The following is a 13,460-nucleotide window of genomic DNA, read 5'->3' on the forward strand; positions in this document are numbered from 1 at the left end:
AAAACATGCTCAAGGTGATTCATTATGATTAACTTAGATTTCTTTAAGCTCTTTGATACCAAAGAACTGTTTATCTATTACTGATTCATCAACTACTGATTTTTAGCTACCGCTTTGATCAGTACTGATGTATCCATGCGACCTAAACCATCACGTTGAAGGTCTGCGTATTGCTCATCCACTTTCTTAGTCAGTGGAAGTTCTAGACCCACTCGCTCAGCTTCTTGCAGACAGAAACCTAAGTCTTTGCGCATCCAATCAATAGCGAAGCCAAAATCGAACTTGTCTTCAGCCATCGTATTTGCGCGGTTTTCCATCTGCCAAGAACCTGCAGCGCCATGCTTAAGTGTTTCTACAACTTGAGCAATGTCCAAGCCTGATTTTTGTGCCAGCAGCAAAGCTTCACTCAGGCCTTGTAAAACGCCACCAATACAGATTTGGTTTACCATCTTACAGCGTTGACCCTGACCGTTTTCACCCAGTAGCGTCATCTGCTTCGCGTACACATCCATCGCCGGAGACACACGGTCAAAAATGCTTTGTTCACCACCACACATGATGGTTAGAACACCATTTTCTGCGCCCGCTTGACCACCAGAAACTGGCGCATCAATGAAGTGATTACCATACTTAACACACGCTTCAGCCAACTCAACCGCTAGGTCTGCAGAAGTCGTTGTGTGGTCCACTAACACTGCATCCGCTTTCAAGCCAACCAGAATGCCTTCTTCACCGTAAACAACGCTACGAACGTCATCATCATTACCCACACAGGTAAAAACAATGTCACAGCCTTCTGCCGCTTCACGTGGTGTTTCACAAGCCACGCCTTGGTATTCTTCAGCCCATTTGTCGGCTTTCGCTTTTGTGCGGTTGTATACTTTGGTTTCAAAGCCCGCTTTACTTAGGTAACCAGCCATTGGGTATCCCATCACACCCAGACCAATAAATGCTACTCGTTGTTTTTCCATTGCACGCTTCCCTTAGTTCACCTGACTGAAATGTTTCGTAACATGCTACTAAAGAATTGAAATCATTACTCGTGATTTCTCTTTCCACGGTCTCAATGATCCAGTATTTCAGTTCGTTTATTGCGCCTTCTACACCCCTTTACTTGACGATTAGCATAACAGTCAAAGCACTTAAAAAGGTTTACTACTGCTTAGCGTGGAACATCGCTTGCCCACTCTTATCTTTGTTCGACCAGAAATTGATGTTGAACTGAGCATCATCGCTCATCTCAATACGGTGCCAGTACTGCGGTGGGCTTGTAGCAAACTGGCCTGCATTAATCACCACCACTACTTCTGCTTCTGTGGCATTTTCATCAGCAAAGCCGTAGTAAGTCACTTGCCCTTCCATGACGCACAGCTGTCCAAACACTCCCTCAGCGGTATTATGATGAGTCAGTAGCGCTGGTGGCACACTGTCTTTAGTGAAGAAAGGCGTTGAACGTTGAACAGTCCAGTCTTTAGGAATTCTTAGATGCGACATAATGATACCCTCTCTAATTACAATTTTTTTCGTTAAAATCGGTTAAGCCTGAGCGGCTTGAGACAACTCTCGGAGTAGTGGAAATGCTTGCGTAACTTGTTCTCCCGTCACGACGAAGCCCATGAGTCGGCTATTTTCATCTTCTGCTTTCGCGGCAATGCCAGTTTGAGAAATCTGCACGCTCCAGTTCGTCACCGAGCTAAAATCGCCTGCCAATTGAATTGGGTAGCTCGGCGTTTTGACCTTTACCATCATAGGCGGTAGTTTCAACTCTGCTTCTTGCCCCAGTAGTTGTTTGCCCAAAGCATTGGCACTTAGCACGATCGGTTGGAGGTACGGCATCATTCGACCTTGGATCTCAGCACAATCGCCTAATGCAAATACATTGGCTGCTGATGTCTGTAATCGGGCATCTACCTCGATGCCTTTATTGACACTCACCCCACAAGCCTTCGCTAACCAAGTGTTTGCACGTAAACCCGCCGCTGAAATCACTACATCGGCTTCGATTTCCTTACCTTTGCTCAAGCTTGCCACCAGCGAATCTTCCGAGTGATTGATCGCGACAACTCCAGTCTCCAAAGCAAGTTGAATACCTTGCTGCTTAAGTTGATTCTCCAGCGGTAATGCAACAAATTCAGGAATCAAGTTAGCGAGCAAACGGGGATTTGGCTCAACCACCGTACCGGCTTTACCACTGGTTGCGAGATCCATGGCGATCTCGACGCCGATCAAACCACCACCCATTACTAGAATTCGTTTCGCACGGCTAATTTGCTCTTCCGCTAATTGATATTCTTGTAGCGAGTTTAGCGTTATCACCTCAGGTGCTGCATCGCCAGATATTGGTGGCACAAAGGCTTTCGCGCCTGTCGCAAACACCAGTTTGGAATAAGGATAGGTTTGGCCTTTGGCGACCACTTGCTGAGCTTGCACGTCGACATGCTCAACCTTGGTATGGGCGAACAGTTCGATGTTGTGTTCCTGTGCAAACGCCTCACCACTTTTAACTACCAAGTCTCGGGCGGTTTGCTTGTTGCTGAATACATGACTCAAATCGGGCTTGTTGTATTCCGCGCCATCATCAGCAGTAAACACTTGCAGCGGAATATGTGCGTCCATTCGACGCACTGTTTTCACCAATTGGTAAGCCGCAAAGCCGCTACCAATAATCACAATAGGTGCTTGCATATTCGCCCCCTTACCCGTTGTATTCGACAAAGACGTCTTTACCCAAATGGCATTCTGGGCACAAGAAGTAATCTGGCACTTCAGACCATGCCGTGCCCGGTTCAACGCCTTGATTAGGCTCGCCTTTAGCTGGGTCGTATACCCAATTACAAACCGTACAAACCATGCATTGACAATCTGCAGGATGCGCCTCAGTACTAGGGTTGCTAGGAGCAGCATCTACTACCGCCTGTGTTGTCGCTGGCGCAGCGGGTTGTGATTGAACTTGTGGCGCAGACGCAGCAATCGCCGGAGCAAGAACAGGACTTGTCAGATCATGCTTTGCCCACAATTTCGCGATGTTTTGACCATGTTCGCGACATTCACGCATCGCTTTACCATCTGGTCGCCATTTGGTTTTCAAGCTCACTGCGGTTTCAAAACCTGCGTCGGTCAATCGAGCATGGATACGATCCACCGCGCCACCATTCCACCCGTAGCTACCGAATGCAGCGGCTTTCTTCGCCTTAAAGCGCAGACCGGTAATTTCTTCTAGCATGCCTGCGATCTTCGGCATCATGACGTTGTTCATGGTAGACGAACCAACCAAGATGCCTTTTGAGCGGAATACGTTGGCGAGAATTTCATTCTTATCGTGCTTAGAGACATTAAAGACTTTGACCGCCACACTAGGATCGACATCGTGAATGCCTTGCGCGATTGCATCTGCCATCATTCGGGTGTTATTTGACATAGAATCGTAGAAAATCGTAATGCGATCTTCTTGATAATTGTCTGCCCACGCCAAGTATTGCTCGATGATTTGAACCGGATTATCGCGCCATACAATACCGTGTGACGTTGCGATCATGTCGACAGGCAAATTGAAACTCAGCACTTCTTTGATTTTAGCGGTTACCAAGCTGCTGAATGGCGTTAGGATGTTTGAGTAGTAACGCAAACACTGTTCCATCAACTCATTTTGATCCACCTCATCATTGAACAGGCGTTCATCGCAGTAGTGCTGACCAAATGCGTCATTGCTGAATAACACTGCATCGCCAGTTAGGTAAGTCATCATGCTGTCTGGCCAATGCAGCATCGGCGCTTCCACGAAGACCAATTGCTTACCGTTACCAATATCGATGCTGTCGCCCGTTTTTACGGTTTTGAAGTTCCACTCAGGATGGTGGTGATGACCCACAATCGAATCAATCGCCGCTTCTGTACAGTAAATTGGCGTGTTCGGAATCTTCTCCATTAATGCCGACAATGCGCCTGAGTGATCTTCCTCTGCATGGTTTACCACGATAAAGTCGATAGACTTAAGGTCGATTTCCATCTCTAAATTTTGGATGAATTGTTGACTGAATCGATGATCGACCGTATCAATCAATACGGTTTTCTCTTCACGAATTAGATAACTGTTGTAGCTGGTACCTTTTGTCATTTTGTATTCTGTACCGTGGAAGTCTTGAACTTCCCAATCGCGTTGACCTACCCAGTGGATGTTGTTTTTTACGTGAATTGTCATAATTACTACCTTGAATGACGGGATAAACAAAAATAATTTCTTCTTGTATTGCACTGGGCGTGCCAACTTTTAATTACTATACATTTCAATATCTTAATTAAAATCCAACTTTGACAAGTGTCATTTAGACACAGTTGAAAATTGTCATTAAGACACTACAATAGTCATATTGACACAATCGGTATTGGCTATGACTTCTTTAATCGCGCAATGGCTACACATCACGCAAGACCTTAACTCGGCGCTCACTCAACAGGCTCGCTTCGATACGTTGTTAACCACGATTCGAGATGTATTGAAGTGTGACTCTTCTGCCCTTCTTTTGTATGAAGACCAGCACTTTAAACCTTTAGCAATCAATGGATTGGCGAAAGAAGTGCTTGGACGCCGTTTCTCCATTGAGCAGCACCCAAGATTAGAAGCCATTGCCCGAGCAGGCGACATCGTGCGCTTTCCCTCTGACAGCGACTTACCTGATCCATACGACGGCTTGATTCCAAACCACGATGACAAACTGCATGTCCATTCCTGCATTGGTTTACCTCTACTGATCGACGATCAACTGATTGGTGCCATTACGATTGACGCCTTCGATCCCAACCAATTTGATGGGCTACGCAACCAAGAGTTACGTTTTGTCAGCGCATTGGCAGCAGGTGGCTTGCACACTGCACTCCTACTAGAACAGCTCGAGACACAAGCGAGCCTGCCACGCGACTCTTACGCCGAGAAACGCACCTTAAGTAATGAAATCATTGGCAACTCTAAGGGGATGAAGAATCTTCAAGAGCAGATTGATGCAGTCGCCGATACGGAATTGTCTGTGCTAGTGATGGGAGAAACGGGCGTAGGTAAAGAGTTGGTTGCCAGCGCTATTCACCATCGCTCTAGCCGCTCTAACAATACCTTGGTTTACCTCAACTGTGCGGCGCTGCCCGAATCAGTCGCGGAAAGCGAGTTGTTCGGACATATCAAAGGCGCATTTACGGGCGCGATCAGCAATCGTAAAGGTAAGTTCGAACAAGCCGATGGCGGCACACTGTTTTTGGATGAAGTCGGCGAACTGTCGTTAGAGCTGCAAGCCAAGTTACTTCGAGCTCTACAATATGGAGACATTCAACGTGTGGGTGATGACCGCCATATTCGAGTCAACACACGCATTGTCGCCGCAACTAACCGTATATTGCATGAAGAAGTGACTGCTGGTCGCTTCCGAGCCGACTTATATCACCGCCTAAGCGTCTTCCCGCTTCATGTTCCACCTCTTCGTGAACGTGAAGACGATGTGGTGTTGTTAGCGGGCTTTTTCGCCGAACGCTTAAGAAGCAAATTGGGATTGAACAGCATTCGTTTGTCTCCCACTTTGGTGCAGGCACTCAAAGACTATTCATGGCCAGGCAACGTGCGAGAGCTTGAACATGTCATTAAACGTGCTGGTGTTTTGGCAAAGGCGCGTACTCACGCCATGGACATTGAGTTAGTTGAGCAAGATTTTGATATTCGAACGCCGAATCAGAACATCAAGAACGTTGAAAAAACGGAACAAAAATCTCGGCTTGAGCTACCAGAAGGCGGATTAAAGCCTGCCACAGACGCCTTCCAAAAAGCGATGATTGTTCGAGCTCTGGAAAAAAACCAAGGCAACTGGGCAGCAACGGCACGTCAGCTTGAATTAGATAACGGCAATTTGCACCGATTAGCAAAACGGCTGGCGATAAAATAGACACTAACGAATATCACCTAATATGGCATATTCATCGCCAAATAAAGAGCCGATGCCCAACCGCTCACTCAGCCCACTATAAGTAGTGAGCTGAGTGCTCAGATAGAATAGCCACCTAAGTTTGACGGTATTTTCTTCTAAATTTTATTGTCTTGAACCACCTCACAGATTTAATAACCCTTAACAATAAACACAATAATAGTTAAGGTATTTTTATGAGCCAGATCTAATAAAATTAAATATATAGTATTTATTTTAAGAATCTAAACTTTCAAAGTTCATCATAATAAATACAACCTCTATGTATACACTTTACCTTCAAAAAACATCAAAATATAATCCCTTCGATAAAAACACTTAAATGAATTTAACTGTATAAAAGTGAGGAGAATAAAAATATGGGATATGGGGCGACAGTATATTCATTAGATACTGAAAAGGTTTTTAACGTACTAAAGAATGAGCGTAATCCAGAGCTAGAAAAAGCCATCATGGAAAGGTGTCAAGACTCCTTTAAAGTAATTAATGAAATGCTGGAAAGTAGTGGCGAAAGCATCCGAGCTGAAGAGCTTCTTATGCAAATGTTGTCTGAAGAGATAAAATACAGTCACTTGGGTTACGCCTATGCTTACTTGCTTGAAGCTATATGTAAGATAACTGGTTATTACTTATCCAATAACTCTTGGTATCCTTGCGATGTAAACGATTTCTGCGATATTCCATTCACTAATACCGATTATCCTATAAAATTCCCATTCCCTGACGATTTCCCTGTTGTTTTTATGATAAAAAATCAAGATATTCACCAAGATAACGTTGACTTCGGAGGCTTATCAGAGCAACAAATATCTGAAGTCAAGAGCTGGTACACTCATGCAGTCGTAAACAATCGTGATTTGGTATTATTTTATTATTAATTTTAACTATTAATAAATCATCCAATAGTTAAAATAACAATAGAATATTAATAAAACTCTAGCTTATATTAAGATAGAGTTTTATCTATTTAACTGAATTTTATAATTTTAAAAACATTATATTTCACACCTAATTTATAGACTCTGTGTATAGTGTGTTCAGAGGCAATGTGAACTCATAGGATCAAAATCAAGTTCTAATTTTTAGAAGAAAAACCGATCTGCTTGTGTCAAAATGCTCCATCCCAACCAAAAAGTCTTAATGTAATGAACTACCAAGCTGCTATTTTTGATATGGATGGTTTGCTCCTTGATACTGAGCGCGTCTGTATGCATATTTTCCAAGAAGCATGTGAAGCCCAGAACCTACCCTTCTATAAAGATGTTTACCTTTCAATCATTGGTCGCAATGCAGCGGGCATTGAAGTGATTTTTCGTAAAGCTTATGGGGATGATCTTGACCGCTTACACCAAGAGTGGCGCGACCGTTACGACGCTGTGGTTAAGCACCAAGCTATACCGGTAAAAGAAGGGGTGATTGAGCTGCTTGAGTGGTTGAAAGGCCAAGGGTTGCCAATTGCAGTCGCCACTTCTACAGCAAAAGAAGTGGCACAGAAGAAGTTGGAGTTAGCGGGCCTAAGCAAGTATTTCGACAACTTAACGACAGGCTGTGAAGTGTCACACGGCAAACCTGATCCAGAGATCTACCTGCTTGCAGCAAGTCGTCTAAGCGTAGATCCAACCAAATGTCTCGCCTTTGAAGATTCAAATAATGGCGTACGTGCTGCGGTAGCAGCGAACATGATCACTTATCAAATTCCTGATCTGGTTGAGCCTTGTGACGAAATAAAGCAATTAGGCCATACTGTCGCACCTTCACTGCATGATGTGTTGCACACGTTAAAACAAACTCGCTAGGTTTACTTGTCATCTGTTCTCTAGAAGCTCAGCAATTTAGCTGAGCTTCTTTCTCGAAACCTCTCCAATACCTTAAAACCAAACGATTCTTCCACCCGTTTAGCGAGATTAATTTCACCTTAACTCTGGCTAATCACGACTTTTGATTTAACTCACGCAATCGCATGAAATAAGGTATTTGAGTGATCAAATAGCGGAACTGACCAGTACAAGCTTGCAACAAAACGTCAATATACCGATTGAAGCACGTTTTTGGAGTGAAAATTGGCTGATAATGAGAACTATTGGATAAGATCAATCCAAGTCAGCCTAAAATACAAAATGGAGAGTGTTATATGTCTTTACGTTTATTAGCAACAACCTTCGCATTAGTCGGAATGAGCTTTGGTGCCCAAGCCAGTGCCGAGTGTGAAGTGTCATTAGATGCTAACGATATGATGCAGTTTTCTACTAAAACATTGAGCGTACCAGCCACTTGTAAAGAGGTAAAACTGACGCTGAATCACACAGGTAAGATGCCAGCGCAATCGATGGGTCACAACGTGGTCATCTCTGACACAGCCAACCTACAAGCAGTCGGTACTGATGGCATGGCAGCTGGAGCAGAAAATAACTACGTAAAACCAAATGATGATCGCGTCTACGCTCACACAAAAGTAATTGGTGGCGGTGAAAGCACCAGCATTACGTTCAGTACTGAGAAAATGAAAGCCGGCGGTGACTATTCATTCTTCTGTTCATTCCCGGGTCACTGGGCAATCATGCAGGGTAAATTTGAGCTAAAATAAAAGATTTAGCCAAGCCAAAAGAAGACTCATTATAGGGAAGCCAAGGCTTCCCTTTTTGATAGATAAAATAGCAATTGAGAAAGGTCTAACACGTCTGGAAACGTGACCAAGAAACATAGCAAGTAAGAAACCCTTGCTCCATTGAGATTAAGTTCTTTTACGAAAACTCATGGGTAAAAATCGGATTTTTGTTTTGCCTTTCCGAGACACTACTAAATGATAAAAGTCATTCAATACCATGTAACTCTTTCCAGTTTCCTGGATGAACCACATAGCCGAACAGAGCATGCCCACCATAAACCAATTCAGTTCCTTCCGGTATCCAAAGCATCTGACCTGGGTGCACAAAATGTGTCTCACCATTTGCGGTCAGCTCAAAACAGCCTTCAATCACAAAAACAACTTCATCATAAAGCACTGTCCAAGCCACTTTAGCGCCTTCCCATTTAGCAAAGCCTACACCAATGTTTGGTGAAATTTCTGGGCTTAACGCCCTGGCAACATACGCCATTCCCGGCGTATCACCACGAACATTGAAATCTAGACTTTTACTATCAACAAGTTTGACTTGCTTCATAATTCACTCCGGCTTTGCCATTTTGCTAATTGGATACGCGTTTTTACTCCCAAACCTAAAAAAGGCTCTGGCGGATTCAAACAAGGCATTCCTGTCACTTGCTGTATGTCATCCAATGATTTAGATGTCGCACCAACGACATAGTCAGCTAACAGTGTTCCAGAAATGGTTCCCCACGCAGCACCAACACCATTGTCACAAGCGCTGGCATAAACACCTTCATCTAATTGACCGAAAAAGTTAGTAAAGTTACGAGAGATGGCATACACCCCACCCCATGTGTGAGTAAATGGTACGTCGGCCAGCTCGGGATAACGCGCCAGAAAGACCTGACGATGATCGTCGCGAATTTGTTCTCTGACTTTATCGTTCATGCTTGAGCCATATTTCGGCACGTGTTTGTAAGTATTGCGGATCAAAATACGTCGATCGGCGGTCATACGTAACGTCGTTCCCGCATGATCAGCTGGAGTTAACCCCCAATTCAGCTCACCTCCGTATCGTTGCATTTCTGCGTCGGTTAATGGACGCGTCCAGCTTGCAAACGTCATCACTGGAAGTAGTCTGTTTTTAAGATAACCAAACTCCCGAGTAAAAATGCTGGTCCCAAGCAGCAGTTCAGGGGTTTCAACAGAGCCACTATCTCCATGTAATACCCAGCAACCGTTTTCTTTACTGAGCTTGCGGATTGGCGAGTTTTCTAACACCTCGACATTCTCTGGAAGGCTTTCCCCTAGCCCACGCACCAGAGCAGCAGGTTGCATTAAATAACCACCTGGCGTGTAAATTGCGCGGCTGTAGTAATTTGTCCCTAAGACTTTCGCAAGCTCACTGCCATTAACATGGAAGTATGGTTCGCCAAGGTCTTTCATTAGGTGCTCAAAGTGATCGAGATATGCTTCACCGCGCGCCCCTACGGCTCCTTGATATTTGCCCTTTGCTGACCACTGACAAGAAATACTGTGCTTCGACACTAAAGTGTTTAGCTGAGCAATCGCAGAACGGTTGAGTGATAATAACTTTTGCTTGTGCTCAGGGTCGGGATGCTCAAGTGAAAACTTATGAGGCAAATCGATAACAAAGCCCGAATTTCTTCCTGAAGCCCCTTGGCCGATACGTTGCGCATCAATCAGTATAATTCGTGCATTAGGCATAAGTTCAGCTAAACGTCTTGCCATAGCTAGGCCTGCGAAACCGGCACCTAACACGGCATAGTCAGCACTTTGTTTACCTTTTAACGCCGATTTTTCTGGAATACTTGGCAACGCATGATACCAACCACACGTCACGTCATCATTGGGTAAATGAATCATCTTTTTTCTCCGCTACGCTGCTGACAGTTTCAATGACAATTGATCTAGCCAAGGGCCGCGTAATGACTGTACTTTTCTTCCTAGCAACGCAAAACCGAGCATTGCTCCTTCTGGTGAATAAAACGCAGCGGTCAATTCATCTGCTTGGTTCTCGATGTACCATTGTCCCTGTTCTTCAGCGGCTACCGGGAAAATCGTGAGTGGAAGAATCGGCGTTTTTACAATCACTGGAGTTGGTGTTAAAGAGGTAGGCGTAATATCACCTAGCAAGCTTTTCGCTACGGAAGGAATCATTTGATTAATCGGCGCAATATACGGCTGCCAACCTTGCTCCGTTTCAACACAGTCGCCTAGCGAGTAAATACTCTCATCACTCGTCTGGCCGAATTGATTCACTTTAATGCCGCGGCCCACTTCGAGCCCCGCGCGCTCAGCCAGAGAAACATTTGGTTTGAGTCCAACCGCGCTTAGCACTAGGTCTGCTTCAATCTGCTTGCCACTGTTTAGATGTAAAACCGCACTAGATTCCGACCTTGGTTCGATTCTGGTGATACTGTCTTGTAGAGCCCATTGCACGCCTCGATCGGCAAGTGCGCTTTGTAATGATTCACCCAACTGTTGCGGGATCAAACGCTCCATTGGCCATTGACCCAACCCGATAACTGTTACTTCATAACCGCTTTCGATCAGATCATTTGCGAACTCACAGCCAATTAAGCCATCACCTAGGATCGCGATGCGCTTTTTGTCTTGCAGCTCCGCTCTGAAACGGCGGTAATCAACTAAGTCGTTCACACTCATAACCCAAGAGCGATCGCCCTCAATTGGGATTTCAATCGGTGATGCACCTGTTGCCAGTACCAAGCGGCTGTAGGCGTATTTACCGATGGAGGTATGTAACGTTGAATTGGCACGATCGATCTGTTCAACACGGGTATGCGGGTAAACTCGGATATTGAGACGGCTTTCCCACTCCAACGCGCTCTCACTTTGTAGCGCGTCGCCGTCTTTATTCATGACCAGTGCATTAGACAAAGCTGGTTTGCTGTACAGAGCGCCATCATCAGCGGTAAAGACAGTGATCGGAACCGTCTCAGATTGCGCTCTAAGTGCCGCCGCCAACTGGTAACCACTGTAGCCACTACCGATGATAACGATAGGGTCATTTGAGAATACAGGTTGAGTAACTTCAGATGGAAGAGGCTGAGCAGTATTTGGCTGAACAGACGCTTCTACCGACACCGAAGACACCGCTGCAACCTCTTCTAGTGGCGCATCGTCGGTAATTTCGATCATTTCAAAATCGGCCTTACCCACTAAACAGTCAGGACATAACCAGTCATCCGGTACATCTTCCCATGCTGTTCCTGGTGCAATGCCATCGGATGGCCAACCTTGTGCTTCATCATAGATTAAGCCGCAAATAATACAGAGCCACTTTCTCATCACTTATACTCCAACTACCTTGTTCAGAATTTCCGTGTTTACAAACCGTTGTCAGATTTGTTGTGATTCCATCAACCTCGCCCTAGCTTGTGGTCTGAAGTCCAAGCCGGTACGAGGTGATGAAAATACAGTTACACGGTGGCTATACGTTGCTGTCTTGCTGCAAACGAATGGCAATATTGCGTGTCTGGACATAGCTATATATCGCTTCTTGTCCTTTCTCTCGGCCGAAGCCAGATAACCCTACACCACCAAATGGTGTTTCAATGCCACCAGCGAACCATTCGTTGATGAACACTTGCCCACCACGAAGTTGCTGCGCAACGCGTAACGTCTGATTTAAGTTCTCACCAAATACGCCTGCGACAAGGCCAAAGTCTGTTCCATTGGCGATCGCGACAGCTTCTTGCTCGGTTTCGAACGGTGTAATCACCAGTACAGGACCAAACACTTCTTCTTGAGCAATACGCATATCTGGTGAGGCTTCAATCACCGTCGGTGCCACAAAGTAACCCGACAAATCAGGGGCGTATCCACCCGTTAGGATGTTCGCGCCGTCGGCTTTTGCTTGTTCTATCATTTCAAGCACGCGTGCTTGCTGATCAGCGGAAACCAGTGGCGTGATATCTGGTTGGCTCTCGCCTTGGCCAATAGTTAGGCTTTTTGCCATTTCCACTACCGCCGCTTTTACTTCTTCATAACGCTCTTTTTGAATCAGCAAACGAGACATTGCCGAGCACACTTGACCAGCGTTAAAGAAAATACCGACCTGGACACTTTTCAAAAGTGTTTCGAGACTCACATCTTTCAGTGCGATAGCAGCCGATTTACCACCCAGCTCCATCACAGATGGTGTGGCGCGTTGCGCTGAATCTTGCAGGATGCGTTGGCCGGTCGGCACAGAACCTGTAAAGACAATTTGATCAACGTCTTGATGCTGCACCAAGTGGCTGCCAACTACGGAGCCTTTGCCACATAGCAAGTTAATCGTGCCTTTTGGGAAGCCCGCTTTTTCAATCGCTTTAATCAACAACGTCATAGCGAGTGGGGAAATCTCTGGCGATTTGATCACCACTGCGTTACCAGCAGCTAATGCAGGAGCTAATGAGCGTGCACAAATAGAAACTGGGAAATTCCACGGCACAATCTGCACTGACACACCAAACGGCACATATTGGGTGAAATCGACATAATCTTTACCCAACGGAATTGACGTGCCTTCCAGCTTGTCGGCCATGCCAGCGTAGTATTCGAAGTAACGTGCCGATTCTAAAAACTCATCTTTGGCATCTTGCAAAGATTTCCCATTTTCACGGCAGGCAACTAACCCACCTTCATCAACCATTTCACGAATAGCCGCGGAGGCTTTTAACATCCACTCGGTTCTGACGGCTGGACGAACGTCCGAAAGAAGACCTTGCTTGACCACTCGACGTGCCGCTGCCATTGCGCGATCTGCATCGGTGATAGTGGCTTCTGCAATCGTCGCATACGCTTCGGCTGTGCCAGGGTTAATGACGGTCAGCGCTTGCTCTGAATCGCACCACTCACCATCAATATAATTAAGGTAATGCATCATA

12 protein-coding genes and 1 pseudogene are annotated in these 13,460 nt (G+C 45.4%); 4 read left to right on the top strand and 9 right to left on the bottom strand.

Annotated elements, in window-relative coordinates; translation table 11 throughout:
• Nucleotides 1-92: 92 nt before the first annotated feature.
• The 4 genes from R7D93_RS01865 to norV all read right to left on the bottom strand — a co-directional run bounded on the left by R7D93_RS01865 (nt 93) and on the right by norV (nt 4,198).
• Complete coding sequence (locus R7D93_RS01865) at nt 93-971, bottom strand: NAD(P)-dependent oxidoreductase (protein WP_017821261.1); 879 nt, start codon at nt 969-971, stop codon at nt 93-95.
• Between the two features lie 184 nt (nt 972-1,155).
• On the bottom strand, nt 1,156-1,494 hold the full coding sequence (locus tag R7D93_RS01870; RefSeq protein WP_225496357.1) for a DUF1971 domain-containing protein: 339 nt from the start codon (nt 1,492-1,494) through the stop codon (nt 1,156-1,158).
• 42 nt (nt 1,495-1,536) lie between these two features.
• On the bottom strand, nt 1,537-2,685 hold the full coding sequence (gene norW, locus R7D93_RS01875; protein ID WP_225496359.1) for an NADH:flavorubredoxin reductase NorW: 1,149 nt from the start codon (nt 2,683-2,685) through the stop codon (nt 1,537-1,539).
• A gap of 10 nt (nt 2,686-2,695) precedes the next feature.
• A complete protein-coding gene (gene norV / locus R7D93_RS01880) occupies nt 2,696-4,198 on the bottom strand; it encodes an anaerobic nitric oxide reductase flavorubredoxin (protein ID WP_213897542.1) in 1,503 nt (500 codons plus the stop codon).
• 190 nt (nt 4,199-4,388) lie between these two features.
• On the opposite strand from norV, the gene norR reads away from it, so the two are divergent.
• From norR to azu, 4 genes are all read left to right on the top strand, one after another.
• Entirely contained in the window at nt 4,389-5,921 is a 1,533-nt protein-coding gene (norR, locus tag R7D93_RS01885) for a nitric oxide reductase transcriptional regulator NorR (RefSeq protein WP_262631743.1), read from the top strand.
• Nucleotides 5,922-6,319: 398 nt separating this feature from the next.
• Nucleotides 6,320-6,838 (top strand): hypothetical protein, encoded by a 519-nt coding sequence (locus R7D93_RS01890; RefSeq protein ID WP_005375218.1) that lies wholly within the window; start codon nt 6,320-6,322, stop codon nt 6,836-6,838.
• Between the two features lie 267 nt (nt 6,839-7,105).
• Nucleotides 7,106-7,756 (top strand): HAD family hydrolase, encoded by a 651-nt coding sequence (locus R7D93_RS01895; protein ID WP_005385872.1) that lies wholly within the window; start codon nt 7,106-7,108, stop codon nt 7,754-7,756.
• Between the two features lie 335 nt (nt 7,757-8,091).
• Complete coding sequence (gene azu, locus R7D93_RS01900; RefSeq protein WP_005375211.1) at nt 8,092-8,544, top strand: azurin; 453 nt, start codon at nt 8,092-8,094, stop codon at nt 8,542-8,544.
• Nucleotides 8,545-8,770: 226 nt separating this feature from the next.
• Here the strand turns inward: azu and R7D93_RS01905 are convergent, their stop codons facing one another.
• From R7D93_RS01905 to R7D93_RS01925, 5 genes and pseudogenes are all read right to left on the bottom strand, one after another.
• On the bottom strand, nt 8,771-9,121 hold the full coding sequence (locus tag R7D93_RS01905; RefSeq protein WP_005385875.1) for an ethanolamine utilization protein EutQ: 351 nt from the start codon (nt 9,119-9,121) through the stop codon (nt 8,771-8,773).
• Complete coding sequence (locus R7D93_RS01910; RefSeq protein ID WP_005385877.1) at nt 9,118-10,434, bottom strand: NAD(P)/FAD-dependent oxidoreductase; 1,317 nt, start codon at nt 10,432-10,434, stop codon at nt 9,118-9,120. Before R7D93_RS01910 ends, R7D93_RS01905 begins: the two co-directional genes overlap by 4 nt.
• Before the next feature lie 12 nt (nt 10,435-10,446).
• Nucleotides 10,447-11,730 carry an NAD(P)/FAD-dependent oxidoreductase gene (locus tag R7D93_RS01915; RefSeq protein ID WP_225495832.1) on the bottom strand — a complete coding sequence of 428 codons (1,284 nt, stop codon included), beginning with the start codon at nt 11,728-11,730 and terminating at the stop codon, nt 10,447-10,449.
• Nucleotides 11,719-11,880, bottom strand: a pseudogene (locus R7D93_RS01920) (rubredoxin); the annotation flags it as partial. The gene R7D93_RS01915 and the pseudogene R7D93_RS01920, both read right to left, overlap by 12 nt.
• A gap of 142 nt (nt 11,881-12,022) precedes the next feature.
• Nucleotides 12,023-13,459, bottom strand: coding sequence for an aldehyde dehydrogenase family protein (locus R7D93_RS01925; RefSeq protein WP_225495612.1), 1,437 nt, complete (start codon nt 13,457-13,459; stop codon nt 12,023-12,025).
• Nucleotide 13,460 lies beyond the last annotated feature (1 nt).

The organism is Vibrio sp. YT-15 (assembly GCF_033337445.1).
GTDB lineage: Bacteria > Pseudomonadota > Gammaproteobacteria > Enterobacterales > Vibrionaceae > Vibrio > Vibrio alginolyticus.

Bases quoted from the DNA above. Each gene is read 5' to 3' on its own strand.
- R7D93_RS01865 (WP_017821261.1), bottom strand. From the start codon at position 971: ATGGAAAAACAACGAGTAGCATTTATTGGTCTGGGTGTGATGGGATAC.
- R7D93_RS01870 (WP_225496357.1), bottom strand. From the start codon at position 1,494: ATGTCGCATCTAAGAATTCCTAAAGACTGGACTGTTCAACGTTCAACG.
- norW (WP_225496359.1), bottom strand. From the start codon at position 2,685: ATGCAAGCACCTATTGTGATTATTGGTAGCGGCTTTGCGGCTTACCAA.
- norV (WP_213897542.1), bottom strand. From the start codon at position 4,198: ATGACAATTCACGTAAAAAACAACATCCACTGGGTAGGTCAACGCGAT.
- norR (WP_262631743.1), top strand. From the start codon at position 4,389: ATGACTTCTTTAATCGCGCAATGGCTACACATCACGCAAGACCTTAAC.
- R7D93_RS01890 (WP_005375218.1), top strand. From the start codon at position 6,320: ATGGGATATGGGGCGACAGTATATTCATTAGATACTGAAAAGGTTTTT.
- R7D93_RS01895 (WP_005385872.1), top strand. From the start codon at position 7,106: ATGAACTACCAAGCTGCTATTTTTGATATGGATGGTTTGCTCCTTGAT.
- azu (WP_005375211.1), top strand. From the start codon at position 8,092: ATGTCTTTACGTTTATTAGCAACAACCTTCGCATTAGTCGGAATGAGC.
- R7D93_RS01905 (WP_005385875.1), bottom strand. From the start codon at position 9,121: ATGAAGCAAGTCAAACTTGTTGATAGTAAAAGTCTAGATTTCAATGTT.
- R7D93_RS01910 (WP_005385877.1), bottom strand. From the start codon at position 10,434: ATGATTCATTTACCCAATGATGACGTGACGTGTGGTTGGTATCATGCG.
- R7D93_RS01915 (WP_225495832.1), bottom strand. From the start codon at position 11,730: ATGATCGAAATTACCGACGATGCGCCACTAGAAGAGGTTGCAGCGGTG.
- R7D93_RS01925 (WP_225495612.1), bottom strand. From the start codon at position 13,459: ATGATGCATTACCTTAATTATATTGATGGTGAGTGGTGCGATTCAGAG.